This window comes from Microcoleus sp. FACHB-68, assembly GCF_014695715.1.
GTDB lineage: Bacteria > Cyanobacteriota > Cyanobacteriia > Cyanobacteriales > Oscillatoriaceae > FACHB-68.
Genome location: NZ_JACJOT010000016.1, coordinates 85,187 through 110,287 on the forward strand (window position 1 = coordinate 85,187; position 25,101 = coordinate 110,287).

The following is a 25,101-nucleotide window of genomic DNA, read 5'->3' on the forward strand; positions in this document are numbered from 1 at the left end:
ATTATTTGTCAATTCCTGCGTCCTATTTGTGATTACCCACTTCTCAAACCTCACTTGTCACCCCTAAAAAATGTTTCGGAAATTCTTTATATTTCGCTGGAAGTCAATGCTCGCGCCTTGGCACCAGGTTGACTGGCTGCTGTTCGCCCTGGCTATTGGTCTCACCATATTTGCCGGGATTATGATCCGCAGCACTGAACTCAACCTGGGATGGACCGATTGGTGGCAGCACTGGCTTGTCGGCGGTATTGGTTTGCTCCTGGCTGTCATCGTGGCTCGCTGGCCCTACGAAATTTTGATTCAGTGGCAGTGGGGGATCTATGCCATCACCAATTTATCGCTGCTGGCGGTGATGTTTATTGGCACCACAGCCTTGGGGGCGCAACGGTGGATTACGATTGGCGGTTTTAATATTCAACCCTCTGAGTTTGCCAAATTAGGGATGATTATCACCTTGGCATCTCTGCTGCACACTCGAACGGCCTCAACCATTCCCTCTGTTTTCAAAACCTTGGCAATTGCTGGCGTGCCTTGGTTATTAGTGTTTATACAGCCGGATTTGGGAACATCCCTGGTGTTTGGCGCGATTACCCTGGGGATGCTTTATTGGGCAAATGCTAATCCGGGATGGTTGTTGCTGATGGTGTCCCCGATTTTTTCTGCAATTATCTTCAGTGTTTGTGTGCCGGAGTGGTCAGATTGGGGAGCATCTATCGGTTATGCGCTTTTGCGGAGTGCCCCTTGGTTGATTTGGGTCAGCGCAATGGGTGTGATCGGGTGGTTGACCCTACCGTGGCCACTGTTCGGTTCTTTAGGTGCGATGGTCGGCAATATGCTAGCCGGTCAGCTAGGGCACCTGTTGTGGGGATTGCTCAAAGATTACCAAAAAGATCGATTGATTCTATTTCTCGATCCGGATAAAGACCCCTTAGGCGGCGGCTACCACCTGATCCAATCTCGCATTGCTATCGGTGCCGGCGAATTTTGGGGGCGGGGACTCTATCGGGGAACGCAAACCCAACTTAATTTCATTCCCGAACAACATACAGATTTTATTTTCTCAGCCATTGGTGAAGAACTGGGGTTTGTGGGCTGCATCGCTGTGTTGCTCGTGTTCTGGGTGATTTGCCTGCGCTTGGTGATGATCGCCCAAAATGCTAAAGACAACTTTGGCTCGTTATTAGCCATCGGCGTGCTGTCAATGTTGGTGTTTCAGGTGATTGTCAACATTGGCATGACGATTGGCCTAGCGCCCGTTACCGGCATTCCCCTGCCTTGGATCAGTTACGGTCGCTCAGCATTACTAACGAACTTTATCGCGCTTGGGCTAGTGGAATCTGTGGCCAATTACCGGCAACGGCTGAGGTTTTAGCGGTTTGTGAGATTGTCATCGATCTGATCGCCGGCTGTTAATGGCGATCAAACAATTCACCAAACACACAAAACGAGCAGACGAATGACCGCAAATTCCTAGTAAGCTAATAAAGGAAAATCTACTTCTGTGCAATTATGATTCTGCCCGGTTCAGCAGTGCGCGTGAAGAATGCCAACGATATTTATTACGCTTTTCAAGGACAAGTGCAACGAGTGAGTGATGGCAAGGCAGCTGTGCTGTTTGAGGGAGGTAACTGGGATAAATTAGTAACCTTCCGACTTTCAGAATTGGAATTGGTAGACGCCACAGCAGGCCGCCAGAAAGCCAAATAGCGAAGGGAAGAAATAATAGATAATGGAGAATTGCTAAAACGGTTCCCCATTATCTGTTATCGATTACCCATTACCTTTTACCCAAAGATATGCGCCTTCCTCTGCCCCAATTTACCGCTGGCAATCGCCACCCCAACCACATTGCTGAGGTGATTGAAACGGCAACGACAGAATTCTTAGCTCAGTGTTTGGAGCCTGATGACTTGAGTTTTCCGGCTATGCCACCTTTTGGCAGCTGGGTCAAGTCGATGGATGAAGAATCGGGAAATCAAATTTATGCGGTGGTTTATCATGCCACAACTAGCCCGATTGATTCGGTTCACCGAGCGCGGGCGTTGGGTTTGTCTCTCCAAGGTTTGCGAGAGGAGCAACCCCAGATTTTTGCGATGTTGACAACAGAGTTTCGGGCAGCAATTGTGGGGTTTGCGCCGGCACCACAGGGAAGGAACGGTTCCACAAAACCTGCCGGCACGATTTATCAGTATCTTCCGCCTCGTCCGCCACAAATTCACCAAGCCGTTTACCAGTGCGAACCGGCGGAAATTATTCACTTTAGCGAACAGCTGGATTTTTTGCGGACATTACTCCAGCTCACTGGTGCGCCGGTGGAAGCGTTGACGGCAGCGGCAATTCGGGAAGTCTATCAGTTACGCAAGGCTGACCGCGAGTGGTTGGTGAGAGCAGGACGCACCCTGAGTCTGTTGCTTAAGGATGACTATGACCGTTTAAGAGTAATTTTGAGTCAAATTCACCCATAAAAAGGGCACAAGCTAGAATTTAAAATACATATCTTAAATTCAGCTAGCTGTCAACAAAAAAACTTGCCCGCTGAAAAGATTCGGGCTGAGAATGGCAAAGTAATTAAATCATTTTAAATTTTGAGGGGTTAAGGACTAGAAACTGCCTAGAATAAGAAGATCAAGGGGTAGTTTGGCTCATCCTCTGAGCCGGCCAATCAAGCCAAAAATCGTAAAAATTGCTTTTGTCATTAAGAGCCGGCTCAATGTGATGCCCGGTTTGAAGCACTTAATCATTGATAGCCGTTGAGGTTTTAAATCTAAATTAGATAGTTTTACAGGGCTAACTATGGATTTGAGAGAGCTAAACCCATGTAGCACCGGCAAAACTTGTGAGGAAAATTGCTTGATTGGCGATTGATGGGAAATCAAATCTATCCACAGGTGGATAGTCGTAAAGTTTGTCTGCCGTTGAAAATGACGTTGACTTGCTGCCTGCAATATTGGTAAGGCATTACAGTTCCTCTGAGCGAGGATTCGCCACCTTGAGCCGGCTGCATAGCTGACTCGGGTCTTTGTCAACACTCATTTACCAAATTTCTCAACTCCTCGCTATGGAACATCTCTCAGAAGTTCTTAAGGAACCGATAGTTCCTTTTGCGATTTTGCTGGTGGTCATCTTGACCGTGCCGATTGTCTTCGAGCGATTCCGAATTCCAGGATTAGTCGGTTTGCTAGCCGCTGGCGTGCTACTTGGCCAGAATGGATTGAAGCTACTCGATACTGATTTACCGACGATGAAACTGCTATCAGACATTGGGTTGCTTTACCTGATGTTTGTGGCAGGGCTAGAAGTGGATATCCATCAGTTTCGTAAAAAAAAGGATCGCTCTATTGGATTTGGCAGCTTAACCTTCATCGTTCCTTTGATTGCTGGGACAGTCGTTGGGAGAGTTTTTGGCTTTGGGTGGAATGCTTCAATTTTAATCGGTTCCCTGCTAGCTTCTCACACCCTTTTGGCTTATCCCATTGTCAGCCGCCTGGGAGTTGTGGCCAACGAAGCCGTCATCGTTACCATCGGTGCAACCATTTTTACTGATGTTGGCGCTTTGCTCGTCTTAGCCGTTTGTGTGGCGGTTAAGGCAGGTAGCTTTACTGTTTTCCAACTGGTTACGCTCTTAGTATCATTACTTATTTACTCTGCGGTCGTCCTTTTTGGCTTTGACTGGGCGGGGCGAGAATTTTTTCGCCGCACCGGCGATGAGGAGGGCAACCAGTTTTTGTTCGTCCTCTTAGCGGTATTTCTGGCATCGCTGGGAGCGCAATTAATCGGTGTTGAAAAGATTATTGGAGCTTTCTTGGCCGGTCTTGCAGTAAATGATGTGGTGGGCGAAGGGCCTGTCAAGGAAAAGGTGGTTTTTGTTGGGAGTGTGCTGTTCATTCCCATTTTCTTTGTGGATTTGGGGCTACTGATTGATGTGCCGGCCTTTATCAAAAGCATTCTCTCGGTTTGGATGCCGCTGACGATTGTCGGAGCTTTAATAGGCAGCAAATTTTTAGCGGCGTTTTTCGCCTCTTTAATTTACCGCTACAACCGGCAAGAGATGCTAACAATGTGGTCACTGTCGTTGCCGCAAGTGGGTGCAACTCTGGCAGCAACGCTGGTGGGCGTTCGGGCGGGACTGCTGACTGAAGATGTCTTAAATAGCGTGATTGTCTTGATGCTGGCCACGGCCACTCTAGGGCCGGTGATTACCAGTCGGGTTGCTCCAGGGCTAAGTACAACTACTCAAAGTCTGGAGACTGAACCAATCCCCCAAACTTGGGGAACTCAGGTGGCAGACACGGACTTTACAGTCGTCGTTCCAGTCTACAATCCCCAGACAGAGCAGTATTTGGTTGAGATGGCGGCGATATTGGCACGGCATGAAGCAGGGCGGATTGTGCCCTTGGCAATTACTACCGCTCACGCTCACATGGATGCTCCCCAAATAGAAACCGCTATTGAGCGATGCCAGACGCTACTGAATCGGGCCACAGAACTGGGTGGAGAAATGGGCGTCAAGGCAGAACCGCTATTGAGAATTGATTATGCGATTGATCACGGGATTAGCCATGCCAGCCGAGAGCAAAATGCCAATTTAATTGTGATGGGTTGGGGTAAACAACCTGGATTTCGCACTCGTTTGTTAGGCAGTGTGATTGATAGTGTGCTCTCTTCCTCTCACTGTCCGGTAGCTGTGACGCGCCTACTCGATTCGCCACTAAAAATTCGGCGGATTTTGGTGCCGATAGAAAGCTTGAGTGATCGAGCTATGCAAGCGTTACGGTTCGCTCGAATTCTGGCTGAGGCTAATCAGGCGCAAATTACTTTGTTACACGTATGTGATCGCCGAACTCCTGCTAGCAAGAAAGCCTGGATCGAGTCGCAACTGTCTCTACTGGTTAGTAAATGGGTAAGTCTTGCTAAGGTGGAGCTTGATATTCAAGTTATCCCCCACGCGGATGTGGTCAAAGCGATTCTCAACGCTGCTGAGTCTGTGGATTTGGTGGTTTGGCGTTCGCAGCGCTATCGCACGGCGGCGGGATTGGCGGTCAGTGATGTGACGACTCAGATGCTCAGGCAATTAACCTGCTCTTTAGTAATGTTTGGAGAGCCGCAGCGGGTTAATACCGACATCGTGTTAAATTCTGTACCAAAAAATAAGAACGTTAGTGGTTAAACTGCTACTCGGCAGTTCGTTCGGATCTGGCCACTTGGCAAGGCGTAGGAATGCTTATTCGAGGGTTTGGGTGAGTTTAATCAACGAGCCTAACCCATCCCCGCCGCACGTTATAGATCAGCCGATTGATAATGTCGTGTTCATTTTCGCTCAGAGATTCTTTTAATAAAGCATCTTTTAGCATTTGCCGGTCGCTTCGAGTCACGATATTCGAGAACATGACTTGACCGTAAAGTTCTTCAAGGGTGACTTGGTACAGATAGTTTGGAAATTGCATTGTTTTTAAAAAATTTGTAATTTTCAAGCAATAGGTAAGGTTATCTATGGGGCCATTTGGTGAGGATTCATTGAACCTATCGCACAAAAGCGATAGTCACTCTCTATTTTGATAATTGAAGCGTCTTAATACTGTGATAGTAATCCTCTAAGTTTGTGATTTATATCTGGCCTGCTTGTGATTTTAATTCTAGATTTTTGTGATTTAAGTCCTTGAATTTGAGGCAAATAGGTTAAATTTCTGATGTTTGGATCTGATCGTTTCAGGTATTGGCGGTCGCTTGAGTTAAGCTTTGTGAATTAAAGAGCGGCGTGTTAAAGTTGCTCAAGGCTCACTGAGGCACAAATATTTGAGCCGGTGTGAACGTTAAGCTACCGAAACGTTAAGCTAACTAGGAGCAAAGACAGAAAGCTTTGGCTGTCCCCTTTGTTTCTCTGTGATCGTTATGATGTTAAGCTTTATGCTTCCTAAATTTAAAGCTTTCAACTAATTTGCTGGTGGCTGTTGACAAGCGTAAAGATGAAGGAATTAAAGCAAAGCTTGCTCAGGAATGATTTAGATTAAGTTTAATCTTTAATAGTTTATTTATATAGCATTCTTATTTGCAATAAAATGGCTTTTTTTATTTTTGAAAAATAGAGTTACTTAACCAATTTCCAAAGACCGATGCCGGCATTTTTATTCGAGTAGATATTTTCTAACTTAACCCCTAGTTTTTTACTAAGGTTTTCTCGATTGTTTTTATATAACCCGTATATAAATATATCGCTAAACCCCTGAGGAATCTCAGGAATATTTGATTTCACAACCAATTGAAATTGAGCTTTAGAGTCTAGCAGGTAACTCAGAGAAAATACATTACCAATACTAGCATCAGAAAGATTGCTAATGACTAGCGGTTTAAGGGAACGGTTAATAGTGCGAGCGATTTGTGGGTTTTGTCCGCCCCATTCTTTATTCCACCAAGTATCTGATTGTGAGCTAATGGCGCAAGATAGGATGCCACTAGATATTAGCACGACAGTAATAATTTTCCACAGCTTATGTTGTCGGCTTTTGGCTTCAGGGAAGAGGACTTTACTGGTTAAAAGATAAGTAATTGCTAACCGAATACCTAGATAAGATGGAATCAAATATCGGCTTTTGGTTGAGCGCACTCCTCCGCCAATTAAATCTGGTATAATTATGGCTAAACCAGGAATTAAAATTAAGGTAAAAATAAATAAGAAAACATTTTTACTTGTTTGTTTTGTTAAAAAGTAAACTGAGAATACAATGAGTATTAATAAAATAAATATCAGAACACTAATAGGTATAAAATACGCTCCAACAGACTCCCTAGTTGAGCCAAAATCAAAATAGCCTCTGACAATATTAATAATCCAGTTATTAAATAAGGATATCCAGCTAATTTTTAAATAAGACCAATTTGTTCGAGCATAAACTTCAGTAGAGTTATTAATCACGACCGCCATCCAGGGAAGGAAACTTAACAGTGCACCAGATGAAGCCAATATGAAAGAAGTTATCGTTTTGTTCCAGCGCCAGCGTTCGGTGACAACTACATAAAATCCATGCGCTATCATAACTAAAATTAACAAAAGATGAGAGTAAAGCCCTACGGCAACAGTTATTCCATAAATAACCCAACTGCTTGCTCGTTTGAGCCGCATCGCTCGTAAAAGAGAAGCGCTCGATATTAAGATCGTTACCGTCCACAAACTATAGGGTCGCGCTTCCTGAGCGTACAGTACATGGAAGGGAGAAACGGCTATCAATGCCATAGCTAGCGAGCCAACCATGGATGATTTAAAGAGTTCTAGGCAAAGCCAGTAGATACTAGGAAAAACTAGCAAACTAATCAAGGCGGATAAACTTCTGATGGCTGCCACAGAATGGCCAAAAGTCCGCGCCCAAAATTGTGCCATGACAAAATACAAAGGCGTCAGCTGGGGTTCTTCCGCCGCTAATCCTTGAATCGTATCAATGACGCCTTTTTCTGAATTGGGGCGTTGATATTTCTGTAATTCTGGGATGCTAATTAACTCGCCGTTAGCAACCCGCTGAACCACTTCTGTTTCTGTATAGCCAGAAATGCGTAATGAGGTAAAGGTTTCATCATACCAGTAGAATTTTCGATCTAGATTTAAAAATCGAAAAAATATTCCTAGTAGTAGTAGGACGATGATTAAAAATTTGAATTTTCTTGTCATATACCAGCAGTAGCACCCCAAAGTAGCAGTCTAGCGCACAAATGTGCTCTGCGTATTCATCTGAGGCGCACAGGTAGGTCAACCTCTGGCAATGCTAGAAGAAAGATTAAAGCACGGTTTCTGCTGTAACTTTATAGCAGGCTTTTAGGGGGAATGCAAAGATGTACTTTTGCTCTCGTTAATTGTGTGTTATAACCGGCAGCCGATAATTGTCATAATAAAAGACAGCACTCATTCTGTCTGTCAATGCTAATATTTACTCACTTTTTTCTTAAAAATAAAACTGATGGCTAGAAAATAATTGTGAGATGCTTAGTTGGGAAGGTTCTCGCTCAGTGCTAATCCGGAATTCTTAAAACTCCTTTACGCCTACGAGAAATTACCAATGTTCCAGCGACTAGAACCAGACCGGCTAAGGCTGCCGGTTCAGGCACAGATGCAGCTTTTTTCCATGACGCTTTAACAATGAAGTCGTTGGTATCTCGATCACCAGCGTATCCATCATCCCAAGCCAGTTTGTAGGAAGTGTCAGAGAGCTTAGTATAGGCGACAGCTTGTGGCGTAGTGGTGGAGTGAACAACTGTACCTGGCGTGTCGCTATACCCCCAGCCATTGGTGGTTTTTACCTTCTCATAGTTTTGCAAGGCAAAGGTGTAATCTATGCCGGCCTTAAATGTGAAGGTAGAAGTGCATTGGTTAACGGAAATCCCACAACTTCCAAACCAATCATCTTTTGATTTACCTGAGGTGTCATCAGCGTTTTGGATTTCTTTAAGCAGGGAAGTGAAGCTTCCATCGGCTTGTTGCACGCCAAAGTCCGACTTGTATATCCCGTGAGATTCCAAAAAGTCAAAGCTCACCTCCGTATCCTTATCAAACTTGACGCTACTGCCAAATAAGTTGGCAGCTTGCACCGGCACACAGATTAGGCCGGTAAGCGCAGTCGTGGCGACTACAGTGGCAAAGCGTCTTTGGAAACTCATAAGATTCTCCTTAAATGTCAAATTTAAACTCAAAAGCGGCCGTTTGCTGTTAAATATGAGTTTCAGACCGCTTGCTGAGCGAAACCCAACAAGCTGCTCAAGATTTGACTAAACACTATATTACTTATGTCTTAACCTCATTTCCCGCCAATGTCTATAACTTTGGCGGGGGTTCGTTAATTCTTTACAATGTGCATAGCCAATATGAAGTTTGACCTGTCCGAGCAGATTTATGTTGGCCCGACCTTTCACTACTATCCTATAGGCTTTTCTCGACCACTAGCGTGATCTGTATCACTAACTATAGATAGATATCTATAGGTGACACCTCGGCAGCTTGAGTTTTGTCATCAAAGCTGTGGCCGGCTTTTTGATAGCAGATGTAAAGAGCGATTCCTTAATTAACAGAAAAGTTCCTTTGTCTCAACTGAAAGCGGCTGGGTCAATCACGAGAGACGGGTTTTTTCACTTATAAACCCTTTATAACTGTGAACCGCTCTTCAGCCTGTAATTCTAGGAATTGTCAGGGAACGCACTCCAGCAGGAATGAAAATTGTGGGGCAGTGGCAGCCCCAAACGGACAAAAGCGAATATATCTTAACAATTCGCTTGATTTTGCCAACCGTCCGGTTCAATTGGCTGCCATCCCCAGACTACTTTTAGGGCACTGGAGATGGCAGCCGTTGATTTCACAAACGGTGATAGGAAACATCACTACTAGCGCTGTACCCTTTAACCCCATTTGCCACGATTCCTAAAACAGAAGCGCCAGAAATTTTTAAGCCATCTAATCCTTTGACCACCATTGCTCGGTCTGTCTTATCAAGCCCCACAACCATCACCATCCCGTCGGTATGAGCGGCTAGGATGTTCCCGTCTGCTAGCCCGACAAGCGGTGGAGTGTCATAAATGACCAAATCAAAAAAGGCTTGAAATTGCTCCATTAAATAGAGCATTTTTTTAGATGAGAGCAGTTTGATAGGGTCTGGAGGCAAGGGTCCAGCAGTCAGCACAAACAGGTTATCTTCCCAAGGCAATTCATCGGCCCAGACGCTGCCCGAACGCTGGATCACATCATTCAGCCCGATGTCTGTGGCAATGGCATCGCTCAATCCCCGGACATTCGGCAACCCTAACTTTTGATGGAGTTGAGGCCGGCGCAGATCCGCATCTACCAGCAAGACACGCTGGCCAATCGCGGCGGCAGTCTGGGCCAAATGGACAGCTACCGTAGATTTTCCATCTCCAGGTGTTGCTGAGCCGATGGCAAAAGAACGAATTGGCGTATGTGGACTGAGCAACCGGATATTCGTATAGAGGGAGCGGAAAGCTTCCAAAACTGGAGAAGCGCTGTCATGCTGAGAGGAACTGGGATTACCCAGTACGAGCTTAAGGCCACCAGATGAGCGTCCGCTCACATCGGCTGTTTCCTTGACGGGAGCAACTTTCTGGAGCCTTTTGGCGAAGGGAATAACCCCCAGAACAGGCAGTTTTGTTCCAGCTTTTGCTTCTTCTGGTGTGTGGAAGACGGTGTTAAGTACCTCTGTAAGGAACCCGACCCCAATGCCCAGCAACAGGCTCAGAATCACTGCGATGGCTAGTTGACGACGAGTTTGTGAGGTTTCCACCGGCATTGGCCGGCCCATCTCATCCACAAAAACCTCAGGCTTAGCAATGATTTGCCAAGGCACTTCCAGCTGGCCGGCATCGAGCTGTAAGGTTTCTCGTTTAGATAGGAATAGCTTCAAGCTATCGGTAGCCACTTCTAGCTCCCGCTGTAAATCGCCGTACTCACGTAAAACAGCCGGGAATTGCGTAATTTGCTGGTTTAATAAATTTTCATTGTCGGCAATAGATTGTTGACGAGCTTCTAGCGCTTGGATTTGACCTGCAACCATTTGCAGAGCAGCATCAGCTTCTCGACGCAATAGCACCCGCAAATTGTCTCGCTTTTCTCTCAAGGACTGCATAGGCGGGCTATCGTCCTGAAATAAGACTGAATTAACGGCAATTTGACTTTCTACATCTTGGAGCTGTCTGACTAACGGTTCGTAGGTTTTTAGGTCTACGCCCAAGACTTGAGCGCTTCTCTGGTCGGCAAACTGTCTTTGCAAGTTCGCGTACAGCGCTCTAGACTCAGCCAGTTGGGCTTGGATGTCTGTTCTGCGCGACATCAGCGCCCCTGCTTGATCAGACAGACCTCGGCTGGTTACTTCAGGTAGGCTGAGGTTAGACTGCCGGCGCAATCGTTGCAGACGTTCTTGAAGGGTGTCAACGCGCCGTTTTAGTTCAGGCAGTTGGGTGTCAATAAATGTGATCCCCTGCTTGGTGCTGCTAAGGCGCTCTTGGCGGCTGTAATTTAAATAGTTGTCAGCCAGTGTTTGCAGGACAAACTGAATTTTTTTCTCATTTTCATCCTGGTAGCGGATATCTAAAATTTTTGTCCCGACTTCTTTGCCATCTCTTTCATAACTAACGCGACTAATCGATAGATTAGCTAATAATGTGTTAAAGCTAATTTCTGGATAACGTTTTTTTAACTGGGCAATCACGGGGTTCAGCAGTTCAGGACTCTTTAAAACCCGAATTTGAGTTTGGTAGTCCACCAAACTTGAGTCTTCGACTGAGGAGCCTATCTTACTGAGATCGGCTGCCCCCAAATTGTTACTTTGGGCCTGTAAAAATACTCTTGCCAAACGGCCCTCTGCGGTGATCGGCTCAGCCAGAATTCGGAAGCCGCCTTGGTAGTTAGGAATTGTTTGTTTGTGCTTCAACAAGAGCAAGCCTCCAGAAATGGCACTCAATGAGATGGCTACTCCTGCCATCACCCATATTCTGCGGCGCACCACCCCAAATAGCCAAGCCAGATCTAAAGGCTGTTCCTCGATCTCTTCAAGCCTGCCGGTTGATAGCTGAGGCAGCGACTGAGCCGGTTGCCCATTACGCTTAGATGAAATCGGCTGAGAATGATAGTCTGTATCCATCTTTTTTGCTGATATCCCCAGAAAAAGATTCGCTCAATTCTATTTAGTAATGCCCAAGAGAGTGAGAAATTCCAAAAATCGGTTGGGAATGGTTATGAGTGCAAGAATGTTCGCTGCGGGATTTAGCGCAGTGTTCACAGTGTCCGCTACGCTAGCGATGCCAGAGCGTTTGACAACAATGATGTCATTAGGGCGGAGCAGGGGATTGGTTTGTTCATTGATTCCTTGGGCAAAATCAACGGGCACTGTTCGTCGAGAAACCGTGCCATCAAAATTCAGACGAATCAGTTCCACCGATTCTCGATAGGCCCGACTGTTGTTGAATCCTCCTGCGGTCAATAGAGCTTGAGTCAAGGTGGTGTTAGGCGGAACTTCAACAAACCCTGGTCTTCCTACTTCGCCTACCACACTAACTAAAATCTTATCAGGAGAAAAGCTAGCTGTAGCTAATTCTGAGACTTCTGCCGGCGTTAATTCAGTAGCAGTAGGGATAATAACCGTATCTCCATCTTGCAAAATTGCGTCTTGAGATATATCTCCTTGTTGCAAAAGTTGCCACAAATTTACATTAAAAAGTTGTTCTCCGCCGGCTTTTGTGAGTCGCCGTACCTGAATGCGGCGCACATCCGCTAAGGGTCTGACACCTCCGGCTAGCTGAATGGCCCGGGTGACGGTGGGAAACCCTAAAGTTCTTAACTCGGTTTGGGTGTTTCCTCCAACCACTACGTAGCTACCGGGACTGTTGACTTCGCCCAGCACTGCAACGGTGCGGGGTTGATCTATCGAGGTGCCAAAGCTAGCGGTGGATAATTGGCGGACATCGTTTAGCGCGACTTGGGCAGATGTGGGGACAAAGATCGAGTCTCCGTCCCGTAAGGTGAGGTCTTGGGGCAACCGGCCTGTTTCCAAAAATTCTCGCAGATTAACCACAAGCACTTGCTCTGGCCCTCTGGCGGCTGGCCGGCGCAGCTGGATGCGTTGAATATCAGCGGTGAGAGTGACTCCCTGCGCCTTTTCTATGGCTTGCAATAATGTGGGGAACTGAACGGAAGGTCTGGTGCCTGCGCCCGATGTCAGGGCCAGGGGATATGATCCGGGACGGTTCACCTCGCCTGATATCAGGATATTTAAAGGACGGGTTGCTAGAAGGCTGAGGGTAATTAGGGGACGTTTGAGGACGCGACTGTAAGCTTGTGAAATGGCTTCACTTGCTTCTTCTAATGTTAGTCCTTGGACAGATACGCTATCAATCAGGGGCAGTTGTATGGCTCCACCGGCTGGAATTTGGTACTCGCCACTATATTGTGGCAATTCAAAAATATCAATACGAATATTGTCGCCGCCGCCTAATGTATAAGCGGCTGTTGATAACACGTTGCTGCCAGAGGATAAGGGTGGGGGTGGGAATCCTTGATGCCCGGGGTAGCCTGCCGGTGGGGGCGGGAGCGGGGGGAGTTGGGCTTTGCTAGGGTAATAAGTGGCCATGCTTAGTGCCACTACGCTTAGACCCGCAACCAGTTGGGTTATTGGTCTAGTAGAACTCGCACAGACCCTACACAACATTCTTTTCTTCATTCTCTAAATTTAACCGGGTTCTGTAGAAACTGCCAAACTAGAGGGCATACTAACTGGAGAGGATCTGCGATGCCTGTTGGCTCTAACCAGTTTTTTGGTTAGTGAACTGGGCCGGCATAACGCTTAAGACCTTTATGAGCCAAGATAGACCTTTGTCTTTGTTGGCCGGCTGTGCAGCCAAACCCCTAAGACTGCCGGTTCAGCAATTGACGGGATACACCGAAGCAAAGGGCGAGCCGAGCAGCCAGCAAGCTCTTTATAATAATTGTTAAGGATGAATTTCACTTTTACGGGAATTCAGGTAAAACCCCCTAAAATATTTTTATTAAGTTAATTTTAAATCTAGCAAAAGATTAAACTTGTCAAAAATTTAAATTATGAAAGAAATTCTTAAAGAGCCTTTTTTATTAATAATAATCCTTGGCATAGCAATTTGTTTTATTTTGTTAGTTTACAATGCTCTTGCTAAAAATAGCAAGCTTGCCGCCAACGCTGAAAAGTTTCTTGCAGGCTTTTTTCTTTTTACAATATCCGGAGCCACAGGGGCTAGTATTAGTCCTTTCACTAAGCTGCATCCGTCTGTGCTATATAACTACAATACAAAGATGGTCACCGTCGCAGCCCAGTTAGCTATTTATTTGACTTTAGTTTTTCTTCTGTCTTCAAGGCTACGCTACACCCTGCAAAATATTTTAAATATTATCATCACCCTGATTGTCAAAGCTCCTTTTATAAGTCTTTTTCTGGGAGTTGTCAGTTTCTCTGGTTTTTGGTCAGATACTCCAGAGATAGCAACGAAGGCAAGTTTAGCCTATATAGGCGCATCTGCTGTGGCGGTTTATATAGGCAAACAATATAGCTGGACAGAACTTCTTCGGTTGTTTCGCTGGATTAGCTTTGTCGCAGTCATATTTAGTATATACTACGCCCAATTTAAACCTTCGATTGGAAGGCATCTCAAGGGGTGGAGTGGGATTTTAGGACATCCAAACCAGTTTGCCTTCTTCATGGCTTTAACGGCGGTATTGTGGTTTTTGCACGCTCTTTACTCGCCGAAGCAGCGACGCCTGTCTGCTGTTGTTATTTTGCTCGCACTTTTTTCTTTGCAAAATGCCAATAGTGGAGCCAGTAAAGTTTTAGTCATTGTGCTGTTAAGCTTGTGGTTTTACCTCAACTTTGTGAAAAGGTTGCCGGTGCAGTGGGCTTTTATTTCCGTCGTGCTGTTTCTGATTGTCAGCATAATCTTAATTATTGTTATTTCAGACAACCTGGAGTCAATTGTTGTGGGGGGTTTGGGCAAGGATATGACACTAACCGGACGCACGGACTTTTGGCCGCAGATCATCGACAAAATTAATCAGCGTCCCTTGCTAGGCTATGGATCGGCCAGCTTTTGGCAACCTTGGCGAGGACTAGATGATCCAGGACGTGACATCATTGTGATTAAAACCCAATTTAAACCGCCCCATTCTCATAATGGTTTTTTAGACCTCGCTTTACAAGTAGGATGGGTGGGATTGAGTTTATTTATTCTTTCGTTCTTTAATAATCTTGTTAAAGCGGTTACATATCTAACTAGCGCTAAATTACCAGAAGCAGGATTACCGCTTGTATTCTTGACCTATACGATTATGACAAACCTTACAGAAACAGGTCTTTTTGGAGTCACCAGTGTTTGGTTTTGGTATATAGTATTAACTGTTCGCTTAACTTTAGACACGAACACAAAAAAACAAAGAGAAACTCACAGAATCAGAGAACCGTCTTCGCTATAATCAAGGCATCCATAAAAGTGGGAAGGCTGTCGGCAAAGCATGGAAAGTTATAGCCGTTGCGATATCACTATGCTGCCGGCTTATCCAGTCCTTAACAATTATCTTTTTTGAAACAAGTTGAAAACTTCTAATGTTAAACAAGCTCACTGCGTTCACTAAAAAGCTCAGTCCGGGTTTGCGTAAAGTTATCGCAAACACAGCTTGGTTGTTTGCAGAAAAATTTTTACAAATGGGCCTGGGTTTGCTTGTAGGAGTTTGGGTCGCACGTTATTTAGGGCCGGATGAATTTGGCCTCCTCAATTATGCAATCGCCTTTGTCGGGCTGTTTAGTCCAATTGCCACACTAGGCTTAGGTCAAATCGTAGTCCGCGACCTCGCTCGTGACCCATCTTGTAAAGAAGAAACCCTCGGAACTGCCTTTGTTCTTAAATTCCTCGGAGGCCTGCTCACGTTATTTTTAACAGTAGGAACGCTTGGATTTTTAAACCCTACAGATAACAGAACCTTTGGGTTAGTAGCAGCTGCCGCAACAGGAACGGTTTTTCTATGCTTTGAAGTGATTGATTTTTGGTTTCAATCGCAAGTTCAATCTAAATTTACCGTTTGGTCTACGAATTCTGCGTACGTGATCATCAACGCGGTCAAAATTACCTTGATCCAACTGCGCTCACCACTAATTGCCTTTTCATGGGCGCTAACAGGAGAAAAAATCTTGTCAGCAATAGCCTTGGGAATTACCTATCAGTGGAGAGGGCATCTATTAAAAGCGTGGCGATTCAGTTTTAGGCGGGCCAAAGAATTACTCAAAGATAGCTGGCCGCTAATATTATCTGGGTTCGTCATTATGATATATATGCGGATTGATCAGGTGATGTTGGGGCAAATGAGAAACTCAAGCGAGGTGGGAGTTTATTCAGCTGCCGTAAAAATTTCAGAAATGTGGTACTTTATTCCGGGTGCAATTATTCAATCTGTTTTCCCCTCCATTGTCAAAGCTAAGGAAATAAGTGAAGAAGTCTATTATGGACGAGTACAAAAACTTTTAAATTTAATGGCGGTGGTCTCTTACGCTGTAGCGATTCCCATGACTTTTTTATCCGGTTACATTATAGATTTTCTTTATGGAAAACAGTATGTTGAGGCATCTCCACCGTTAGCAGTTCTTGTTTGGGCTGGGTTATTTGTCTCCTTGGGCCTAGCACGAGGTCCCTGGTTAATTACAGAAGGTTTAATCAGGTTTTCAGCTTCAACAACGGCTGTTGGGGCGGTGGTTAATGTATTTTTAAATTTTCTGTTAATTCCTACCTATGGAGGGTTGGGAGCCGGCATTGCCACCGTAATCGCACAGGGATTTGCAGCTTATGGAGCGAATGCTTTCTATCCAAAAACCAGGGTGATATTTTTAAAGCAAACCAAAGCACTTTTCCTAATAGACTTTATTAAAAATCCAAAAGATTTATTTAATATAAAGTCGAAGTTCTAAAAATAGAGGTTTTGAGGCTAGCAACTAGGTAGTAAAGAACCAATATCAAAAAAGAGTTTTCCCTTGAGCTAGCTTAAATCAGACTCGCAAGTTTATGTGTCGTAGCCACATAATAAAAGTAGCAAAGCTGAAAGAATAATGGAGAAATTAAAATGGCTGATTGGCAAGTAAAAACTCCGATTGTCTTGATTATATTTAACCGGCCTGATACAACTAAAAAGATGTTTGATGCCATTCGTCAAGCACAACCAGCACAACTTTTGGTGATTGCTGATGGCCCTCGTCCTGACAGAGCCGGTGAAGCAGCTAAGTGTGCGGCAGCGCGTGCAATTATTGACAACGTTGATTGGAATTGCCAAGTTCTAACAAATTATTCTGACATCAACTTAGGGTGTAAAAATCGAGTTTCCAGTGGATTAGATTGGGTTTTTAATACGGTTGAAGAAGCAATTATTATAGAAGATGACTGCTTGCCTCACCCGACATTCTTTCGCTTTTGTGATGAGCTACTCGAAAAATATCGAGATGATAAGCGAATCATGTGCGTCAGTGGAACGAATTATCAATTTGGTAATAAAGTTACTGACGATAGCTACTATTTTTCTCGCTATCCCCACTTCTGGGGATGGGCGACCTGGCGAAGGGCATGGCAATATTATGATATTGAAATGAAGCTGTGGCCACAACTTCGAGAGGGAGATTTCCTGAAGGATTTGCTTATAGAAACTGAAACCGTTAACGCTTGGAAAAGTGCGTTTCAAGTTTCTTATGATGACACGGTGAATAATTGGGGCTTTAGATGGACATACGCCTGTTGGGTTCAAAATGCGCTCAGTATCACACCTAAAGAAAATTTAGTTTCAAATATTGGCTTTGGTGAAGACGCAACTCATACGGGTGATCCCAATAGTAAAACCGCTAATATGTCGGTTGAAGCGATGAATTTTCCTTTAAAACATCCCACTGGGTTTATTCGTAATTGGCCGGCTGATCGAGTTACTCAAAATGTTTGTTACGATTATGCTCCGAGCATACTTAAACGGGTTAAAAGAAGAATTAAGAAACTCATCAAATTTTAATTTTTTGAGAGTGCCCTCAAACCTGTTTTATAGATGGTATAATTCCCTTGAATCTCACAGGCTCTACGGAAGCTATGTAAATCATTGAGCCGACGGCTAGATGCGCGACTAAAGGCTGCAAAATCTGGCGCTTCGCTGTGCCAGAGATTAGCATAGAAAGGAATTTTTGAGGCAATGCGCTGAATGACTGTTCCGCTTATAGCTCCCACGCATATGGTGAGAAAATCTGGCTCTGTGTCAATAAATATGGAGACTCTAAGGCAAAATTCCCAGAAAGATATGAGAGCCTGACATTTTAGTGTTTAGCTTGATTTTGGTTAGCAAACCGGCACTTGCTGAGATCGCAAGTTAGATTTAATCTGCCGATCTGGCAAGAAGAAGTGAAGGTGCTATTATCATATTTGGTTCTCGATTTATTAAAAAAATCGCATGGACATACTAAGTTCAGAAAACTCAAAACCCTGTCCGTGTTATTCCAAGGAAGTTAAAAGATGGATGGTAAAGCTTTAACTTGGGAAGAGGCAGTTCAATGGTTGAAGTCTCAGCCTGGTAAAGAAGAATTGATCAAAGCTTGTTATTACGATCAGCCTTTGATAGGAGCCGCTAAGCGGTTTGCTGACAGTGAAGAATGGCAAGCTGTTTGTGAACTTTTGTCAGCTTGGATACCAGGGAAGGTTCTGGATCTGGGAGCCGGCAATGGAATTGCGAGTTATGCATTTGCGAATGCAGGGTGTACTGTGACAGCTCTAGAGCCTGATCCGAGTAATATTGTGGGAGCCGGCGCAATCAAGCAACTTTCTCAAGAATCCAATCTTCCCATTAATGTTGTGGAATCTTTTGGGGAAAAATTACCGTTTGAACAATCAAGTTTCGATATTGTACATTGCCGCCAGGTTTTACACCACGCAGCGGATCTGAATCAATTATGTCGGGAACTCGCAAGAGTCTTACGTCCGGGTGGCGTGCTAATTGCTACGCGGGAGCACGTAATTTCTAAGTCAGAAGATTTAAACGTTTTTCTGGATTCCCACCCGCTTCATGCTTTGTATGGCGGTGAAAACGCATTTTTGCTGAAACAGTAGCGTCAGGCTCTAATCGATGCCGGCTTCACCATTAAAAATGTTTATGGCCCGCAAGAGTCTGTGATTAATTATTTCCCAACAATAAAAGGGAAGAATAAAGAAAGAATTGCTGCTGTATTGCAGAAATATGCGGGGAAATCTGTTGCTAAAGCATTAGCTTCCCAAGAAAGCTTTATTGCTTTAGTTAATCGCTTTCGCACATGGCGCGATCACTCGCCGGGTCGTCTTTACACATTCGTCGCTGTAAAACCTCAAAATTAAGCAAGCCAATGAAAAAAGTTCTAGTGACTGGAGGAGCAGGTTTTATTGGCTCTGCTCTAATTGCTGAGCTGCAAAAACTTAGCTATGAAATCTCTGTAATTGACAATTTGTCTTTTGGAAATAGAGAATTCATAAAAATTCCAGATACCCATTTTTATAATTTGGATATCTTAAATGCAGAGGAAGTAAGAAAGACAATTCTGGAGATTGATCCCGCTTGGATTATACATCTTGCAGCCATACACTTTATCCCTTACTGCAACCAGTATCCTTTTGAATCCAGTAATGTCAACACAAAAGGAACGCTCAATATTTTAAAGGCAGCCAAAGAGCTTAAAAACTTAAAAAAGATATTTTTTGCTTCAACGGCAGCAGTTTACCCGATTTGCGACCATGCTATCCCTGAAACCCAACCGATGAATATTTACGGATTGTCGAAGCTTGTTGAGAAACATTTAATGAATAATTTTTATGTACAAACCTCTATTCCTACGAGCATTCGTCGCTTCTTCAATGCTGTTGGGCCTAATGAAACAAACCCTCAATTAATTCCTGAAATTCAACAGCAAATTAATTGAGGACTCAGAAAGATTAAGTTAGGAAACTTGGAAACGAAGAGAGATTTTATCCACACGTATGATATGGCAAAAGCAGTGATTTTTCTGCTAGAGAACTTTGCAAAGGAAATAGATATTTTCAATTTGGGTAGAGGCATCGAGTATTCAGTCGTCGATGTTGTTAAAGCTTTTGAGCGTCAAATTGGAGAAGAAATCTTGATTGAGGTAGAACCGGCACGAGTCAGAAAAGTAGAAAGAATGCACCTGCTTGCAGATATTTCTAAGTTAAAATCCTTGACCGGCTGGGAGCCGACAATCAGTCTTGACGAAGGAATAAAAACCTTAGTCAAATTGTAGAATTTACACTGTAATCACTAAACTATCTGCCCAAATTAATTAGCTTTTTCTGAAGTCTAAATTTGGGTAGTTCCAATTTATTTCCTGTGGCTGAAAAAGTAGGATTAAGAGGGGAAATTATGCACATTTGTTTAAATATGTTGGGTGACTCTGGATGGATAGGAGGAGCGCTCTACATTCAAAATTTAGCTCGCGCAATTGCCAGCTTACCAAAAGAGGAAAAAGACCAAATTAAATTGAGCGTAGGGGTTTACTCATCTAACTTAGAATTAGCTGAGCCGATGCGTCCTTACGTTGACCAAATTTATGCCAGAAATGTGTTTGATCGGCGATACCTTAAAATTTGTAAAGGTTTAGCTGAGCGCTTTTCTTTCATTCCGCTACAGATGCTCAACCCTCAAAAGGTTGATTTTGTCTATCCGGAACTTGCCGGCGCACGTGCTCCCTATCGCTGGGGCGCTTGGATTCCTGACTTTCAACACTATCACCTCCCCCACCTTTTCTCCCCAGAAGAAATTGCTGATCGCGACATCAAGCATAAAAAAATGGCTGAAGTTGCGCCTGTTGTCATCCTCAGCAGTCAGATGGCGCAGAATGACTTCAAGCATCTTTATCCAGACGCTGCTTCCCGCAGTGCAGTAATGACCTTTGCGAGTTTCTTAGAACCAGAATGGCTTCAGGGAGATCCCAAATCAATCCAAGCAAAATACGAACTGCCTGATCAATTCTTTTTGGTGAGTAATCAGTTTTGGAAACACAAAGATCATACCGTAATTATTGAAGCTTTGGGCTTACTTAAACAACAGGGAATTAAGCCAATTGTTGCTTGCACCGGCAGCCTACAAGATCGTCGCAATCCTGAATATTCTAACCAACTCCTTGCCCGTATCAAAGAATTAGACCTTAACGATCAATTTCGCACATTAGGGCTGATTCCTCGCATTGATCAAATTCAACTGATGCGGAGAAGTTTAGCCGTCATTCAACCTTCCTTGTTTGAAGGGTGGAGTACGGTGGTAGAAGACTCTCGAACCCTCGGAAAACCCATGTTGATTTCTGATTTTCCGGTACACATCGAGCAGAATCCTCCCTATTCTCACTTTTTTGAGCGCGGTAATGCCGAACAACTCGCAGACCTGATATCTCTTGCTTGGTCTACTTTTAAACCAGGCCCAGACTTAGACAGAGAAAGTATCGCGAAACAAGAGAATAAAGAACGCGTAGCAGCTTATGGGCGGCGCTTTCTAGAGATAGTTCGGAGCGCGATCTAACACTTTTTTAACTGAGTTAATACTGTTTGAGGGGCTGAACACTAACAGCAACCCGTGCCTTCTATAAAAAGAAGGATTAAAAATTCAGTGTCCAAACTTCAACACCGTCAAAAATGCGAGTTCTGAGGTCTATTTACTCGATCCCAGAACTCGTTTTTTTATGAACAAAAATAAACAAAAACTTCTTCACGTCGGCATCAGCCATTGCCACAGACGGAAGAGAGACGCAATCCAGCCAGCTCTGAGGCATCGCCTTGAACTTGTTATATTTGTTGACCTTTTGATTGCGATCCCTACTAAGTATCTGGGAACTCTAGCCTTGGAAGAGGCTTACCGGCATCACCTAGGAGGCAGACAATATGAATGAATATGAACTGATCAAGCGCTACACCGCTGGCGAGAGAGATTTTAAGGGAGCCAACTTACCAGAGGCCAACTTGATTGGAGCCACACTGGCCAGCGTGAACCTATCCGGAGCAAATCTAACAGAAGCATCTCTGGCAAGAACTGATTTGAGTCGCGCCTCCCTGCTCGAAACTAAATTCAATGGAGCCTTCTTGTACGGGGCCGATATGAGTTTTGTCAAGCTGAAGGGAAGTAATCTCATAGAAACAGACTTGACGAAAGCCGATCTTAGAGGGGCACAACTCGCGAACGTGGATCTAACAGGCGCTAAACTTAGTGGAGCCATCCTCAGTTGGGTCAGCCTTTATCGCGCTAATTTGCGGGGAGTCAACCTGTGTGGCGCGAACCTCAATGGCATTAACCTGCGCTCAGCCAACCTTGACGGCGCAAACTTGAACTGGACTAACCTCAGTGGAGCGAGATTGAGCGGAGCCTCGCTTAAAGGCGCACAACTCAACGGAGTTAAATTGAGTCGGGCATTTCTCAATGGACTGAGCCTAGAAGGTGTCAATTTCAGCGGACTTGAGCTGAGTGAGGTCAAACTCAATGGAGCCAAATTAGGTGGAGCCAACCTTGCCGGCGCTGATTTAACCGGCGCTCAATTGCGCTTAGTTAGCTTTGAAGAAGGCAATCTCAAACAAGCAGACTTGCATCAGAGTGTCCTCAAAGACGGTCACTTCAATGGGGCGAATTTGATGAAAACCGATTTACGGGAAGCAGACTTGCGGAATGCAGACCTGAGCGGGGCCAACCTGAACTTGGCCAACCTCGCTGGGGCCGATTTAAGCGGGGCCAACTTGCAGGGTGCCTACCTCTGGGGCGCAGAGCTGGATGGGGCTAACTTTGAGGGGGCCGACCTCCGGGGAGCCAGTCTGCGCGATGCGGCAATGACTGGGGCGAACTGGCGCAATGCGATTTTTGATGGAGCAGTGATGCCGGATGGCCAGCTTTGCGCTTAGGGAGCGTTTTCTGCAATCCGTGAAACTTGGACTGTTATGGAGTCTGGACTTCAACAGTTCCTGGCTCGGATTCCTTGGCGTCAGAAGCAAGGGATGCTTTACTTGAGTGGATCGTGACCCCAGTTCATCAGAGAGTACCGCCAGCGTGTGTCCTCAATGTCGCCCGATGGTTGCTGTGCGGTATGCCGGTGGACGTAACTGATGACTTTTTTCATGTGCGATAAGTCATCTTCGTTGCAGTCAGTCGGTTTCTTGTGGAGCAGTTCGATGATGCGCCGGCCAGATTTGTGTCCTGTTGATTCCGAGTCTCCATCCTTTTGACCGACTGCCTTTGATTCGTCTGTCTCTAGCCAAGACTCAAGTTCAGAGGGAGTCATGTTGACGACTTGACGAAATTCGTCAATGACGGATGTCGCATTTTTACTCATGGCGCGGGGATTACTCCTCTACCTTTTCAAGGGCGTCAGGCTTATGGGCGGCTTCTTTGCCGGTTTTGTCGCTCTCAACGAGGTATTCTGGATTGTCTTTTGAGGCAGCGACGTGATGCCCTTTAATGTCTGTGGGTGAGGTAAGCTTTTTCTTGACCTGGCCGGTTGTTTTGCCTTGTGAGGTTTTCCACTCAACGGGGTCGCCTTTTTTGAATTCCTCTGTCAAGGGTTTTCTCCTGTTTGATAGTTTTCTCCCACATTATGTTTGGAGACAAAGCCAGAGAAATCGGTCGAATTACAGATTGCCGGCAGCTCAGTTTCTGGCTGAGAATCCCTCTTTTTGAGGTTGTTTGCTGCCGACAACAAAATTCAGCAAGGCCAAAAAACTGGGATTTTAAGACTCAGGCGAGGTGCCGGCGCAGATATGTGTGACACTCGCTTTCGTTGGGCGCGTCACAGAAATCCAGTGCAATTTTTATAGATTTAGCGGCTAGTGACATCTGTGCCGGTATGGATTAGCGGATGCAACTTTCCGTATAATTATAAGTAGTTATCTCAAAAAAACAGCCAGAAATCTACACCTTGGGGACAATTAGTTAGAGCAATTTATAACTAAAACCAAAATCCCTTAATCGAGCGACAACGGGGGGCAAATGATATGCGTGTTGAAGAATTGTTGAGCCGATACGCAGCCGGCGAAAGAGATTTTAGAGAAGCGAATCTCATTGGGAGCAACTTAGAGAGAGCAAACCTGGCAGGAGCAAACTTGTCAGGAGCGTACTTGTCTGCCGCTAACCTCAGTCGGGCAATTCTTACCGGATCAAACTTGTCGGGCGCTTTCCTAAATCGGGCAGATTTGAGTTTTGCCAAGATAAATGAGGCAAGACTCACAGAAGCAGACTTAACAAAAGCCAATTTGAAGGGAGCTTATTTAGTTAAGTCGCTGCTGAGTGAAGCCAAACTAACTGGGGCAATTCTTTCGGGAGTGAACTTGAGTTTATCTAACTTGCGCGGAGTGAATTTATGTGGCGCAGACTTGCGGGGAATTAATTTGCGTTCTGCGAATTTAAGGGAAGCGAATTTAAATTGGGCAAACCTGAGTGGGGCGAGATTGAGTGGCGCTCAGTTGCGAGGTGTGTCATTTAATGGAGTGAATTTAAGTGGCGCTTATCTTAATGGCGTAGATTTGAATGCAGTAGATTTGGATGGAGTGAATTTAAGTGACACAAAACTGAGTGGCGCAAATCTCAGCGGAGCGAATTTATCGGCGGCAAATTTAAGTTCAGCTCAGTTACGTGTAACACTTCTGTCTCGGATAAATTTACACGCTGCAAATCTGCATCAAGCTTCTCTCAATAAAGCAGATTTATGTGAGGCAAACTTGAGTAAGGCGGATTTAAGTGAGGCAAATTTAAGTGAGGCAGACTTGACTGGCGCAAATTTAAATAAGGCAAGCCTGCATAATGCAGATTTGAGCTGGGCGAGTTTGCGCGAAGCTTATTTGTGGGGGGCAAATTTGAATGTTGCGGGAATGCGTGGGACAGATTTGAGTGGCGCTAGCCTACGGGGGGCGTATTTAGAATCCGTTGATTGGCAGGAGGCAATTTTAACCGGCGCAACAATGCCGGATGGCACAATTCACGAGTAGGATGGATGCGTTTTTTAAGCTGACTCTAACCGCAACCGAGTGCGCCGGTATCTCTACCACTAAAGTTAGAAAGTGGAAGTAGAGCCGATCTGATAGCAGCAATTGGCAATACAAGGAAATTCCTTCTCAAACTCAGGAATCTTACAAGAACTTGGTTGCCAAGCGACAGGCTGAAACTTTAACTTCTGATGAGCATCGTGAGTTACCGCACTTGAGTGAGCGCCTAGAAAAACTGCAAGCGCAGCGGATAGAAGCTTTGGCGGCGCAGGCACGTCTTCGTAGAACTTCGCTGCCTGAATTGATGGAAAAATTTAGTTTTCAGATGCTGGAATATGTCTGAAAATAGAGTGTCAATTTAAAATAATTCTTGAAAAATTGTCAAAATTTATAACTAAAAAAAATCTATAACATAGGTTAGTTATAAGTTTGATAATCTAGAAAATCGTTTACTTAAGCAACCTTGAATACTGAGTAAAGTTGATTTTTAAGTCAATTTAAGTTATAGTAGTTCTATATTCTTGTTGTAAGCTTTAATTAATACAGTTAAAGTCAACTGTTTAGTGAACCCAAAAGAAGAGACCGTTGTTTTATTATTAA

Annotated in this window: 21 protein-coding genes and 1 pseudogene; 14 read left to right on the top strand and 8 right to left on the bottom strand. The window is 44.7% G+C overall.

All coding sequences use genetic code 11. The features are described 5' to 3' along the window. The first annotated feature begins 106 nt into the window (after positions 1–106). The 3 genes from rodA (at position 107) to H6F73_RS21820 (ending at position 2,465) form a co-directional block, all read left to right on the top strand. Positions 107–1,372 (top strand): rod shape-determining protein RodA, encoded by a 1,266-nt coding sequence (gene rodA, locus H6F73_RS21810; RefSeq protein ID WP_242072598.1) that lies wholly within the window; start codon positions 107–109, stop codon positions 1,370–1,372. Between the two features lie 137 nt (positions 1,373–1,509). Further along, entirely contained in the window at positions 1,510–1,707 is a 198-nt protein-coding gene (locus tag H6F73_RS21815; protein ID WP_190669685.1) for an NAD(P)H dehydrogenase subunit NdhS, read from the top strand. A gap of 89 nt (positions 1,708–1,796) precedes the next feature. After that, a complete protein-coding gene (locus H6F73_RS21820; RefSeq protein WP_190760867.1) occupies positions 1,797–2,465 on the top strand; it encodes a hypothetical protein in 669 nt (222 codons plus the stop codon). Between the two features lie 177 nt (positions 2,466–2,642). Here H6F73_RS21820 and H6F73_RS21825 read toward each other — a convergent pair whose 3' ends face one another. Next, on the bottom strand, positions 2,643–3,029 hold the full coding sequence (locus H6F73_RS21825) for a hypothetical protein (protein WP_190760868.1): 387 nt from the start codon (positions 3,027–3,029) through the stop codon (positions 2,643–2,645). 29 nt (positions 3,030–3,058) lie between these two features. Between H6F73_RS21825 and H6F73_RS21830 the strand changes: the two genes are divergently transcribed. After that, positions 3,059–5,167, top strand: a complete 2,109-nt coding sequence (locus tag H6F73_RS21830; protein ID WP_190760984.1) for a cation:proton antiporter — start codon at positions 3,059–3,061, stop codon at positions 5,165–5,167. A 76-nt stretch (positions 5,168–5,243) separates the two neighbouring features. Here H6F73_RS21830 and H6F73_RS21835 read toward each other — a convergent pair whose 3' ends face one another. From H6F73_RS21835 to H6F73_RS21855, 5 genes are all read right to left on the bottom strand, one after another. Further along, a complete protein-coding gene (locus tag H6F73_RS21835; protein ID WP_190760869.1) occupies positions 5,244–5,444 on the bottom strand; it encodes a hypothetical protein in 201 nt (66 codons plus the stop codon). A gap of 641 nt (positions 5,445–6,085) precedes the next feature. Then, a complete protein-coding gene (locus H6F73_RS21840; RefSeq protein WP_190760870.1) occupies positions 6,086–7,657 on the bottom strand; it encodes a glycosyltransferase family 39 protein in 1,572 nt (523 codons plus the stop codon). 338 nt (positions 7,658–7,995) lie between these two features. Then, entirely contained in the window at positions 7,996–8,640 is a 645-nt protein-coding gene (locus tag H6F73_RS26710) for a PEP-CTERM sorting domain-containing protein (RefSeq protein ID WP_242072599.1), read from the bottom strand. Between the two features lie 689 nt (positions 8,641–9,329). Next, positions 9,330–11,624 (bottom strand): tyrosine-protein kinase family protein, encoded by a 2,295-nt coding sequence (locus H6F73_RS21850; RefSeq protein ID WP_190760871.1) that lies wholly within the window; start codon positions 11,622–11,624, stop codon positions 9,330–9,332. Positions 11,625–11,663: 39 nt separating this feature from the next. Beyond that, on the bottom strand, positions 11,664–13,109 hold the full coding sequence (locus tag H6F73_RS21855) for an SLBB domain-containing protein (RefSeq protein WP_242072600.1): 1,446 nt from the start codon (positions 13,107–13,109) through the stop codon (positions 11,664–11,666). A 467-nt stretch (positions 13,110–13,576) separates the two neighbouring features. On the opposite strand from H6F73_RS21855, the gene H6F73_RS21860 reads away from it, so the two are divergent. From H6F73_RS21860 to H6F73_RS21890, 8 genes and pseudogenes are all read left to right on the top strand, one after another. Further along, complete coding sequence (locus H6F73_RS21860; protein WP_190760873.1) at positions 13,577–14,974, top strand: O-antigen ligase family protein; 1,398 nt, start codon at positions 13,577–13,579, stop codon at positions 14,972–14,974. A gap of 130 nt (positions 14,975–15,104) precedes the next feature. Then, positions 15,105–16,457: a flippase gene (locus H6F73_RS21865; protein WP_190760874.1), complete on the top strand. Its 1,353-nt coding sequence runs from the start codon at positions 15,105–15,107 to the stop codon at positions 16,455–16,457. A gap of 152 nt (positions 16,458–16,609) precedes the next feature. Then, positions 16,610–17,536 carry a glycosyltransferase family 2 protein gene (locus tag H6F73_RS21870; RefSeq protein WP_190760875.1) on the top strand — a complete coding sequence of 309 codons (927 nt, stop codon included), beginning with the start codon at positions 16,610–16,612 and terminating at the stop codon, positions 17,534–17,536. A 491-nt stretch (positions 17,537–18,027) separates the two neighbouring features. Next, a complete protein-coding gene (locus tag H6F73_RS21875) occupies positions 18,028–18,618 on the top strand; it encodes a class I SAM-dependent methyltransferase (protein WP_199330724.1) in 591 nt (196 codons plus the stop codon). Positions 18,619–18,678: 60 nt separating this feature from the next. Next, the gene (locus H6F73_RS26125; RefSeq protein WP_199330725.1) at positions 18,679–18,879 is read left to right on the top strand and encodes a hypothetical protein; all 201 of its coding nucleotides are present in this window, start codon (positions 18,679–18,681) and stop codon (positions 18,877–18,879) included. 8 nt (positions 18,880–18,887) lie between these two features. Next, a pseudogene (locus H6F73_RS26715) lies at positions 18,888–19,793 on the top strand (GDP-mannose 4,6-dehydratase). 119 nt (positions 19,794–19,912) lie between these two features. Further along, positions 19,913–21,064, top strand: a complete 1,152-nt coding sequence (locus H6F73_RS21885; RefSeq protein WP_190760876.1) for a glycosyltransferase — start codon at positions 19,913–19,915, stop codon at positions 21,062–21,064. 359 nt (positions 21,065–21,423) lie between these two features. Next, positions 21,424–22,428 (top strand): pentapeptide repeat-containing protein, encoded by a 1,005-nt coding sequence (locus H6F73_RS21890; RefSeq protein WP_190760877.1) that lies wholly within the window; start codon positions 21,424–21,426, stop codon positions 22,426–22,428. Positions 22,429–22,526: 98 nt separating this feature from the next. Here the strand turns inward: H6F73_RS21890 and H6F73_RS21895 are convergent, their stop codons facing one another. Then, the gene (locus H6F73_RS21895) at positions 22,527–22,856 is read right to left on the bottom strand and encodes a DUF3140 domain-containing protein (RefSeq protein ID WP_190760878.1); all 330 of its coding nucleotides are present in this window, start codon (positions 22,854–22,856) and stop codon (positions 22,527–22,529) included. 10 nt (positions 22,857–22,866) lie between these two features. Further along, positions 22,867–23,082 (bottom strand): DUF2945 domain-containing protein, encoded by a 216-nt coding sequence (locus H6F73_RS21900; RefSeq protein ID WP_190760879.1) that lies wholly within the window; start codon positions 23,080–23,082, stop codon positions 22,867–22,869. A 432-nt stretch (positions 23,083–23,514) separates the two neighbouring features. Here H6F73_RS21900 and H6F73_RS21905 point away from each other — a divergent pair, with 432 nt between their 5' ends. Next, on the top strand, positions 23,515–24,504 hold the full coding sequence (locus tag H6F73_RS21905; protein WP_190760880.1) for a pentapeptide repeat-containing protein: 990 nt from the start codon (positions 23,515–23,517) through the stop codon (positions 24,502–24,504). Positions 24,505–24,655: 151 nt separating this feature from the next. Then, entirely contained in the window at positions 24,656–24,844 is a 189-nt protein-coding gene (locus H6F73_RS21910; protein WP_190760881.1) for a hypothetical protein, read from the top strand. Positions 24,845–25,101 lie beyond the last annotated feature (257 nt).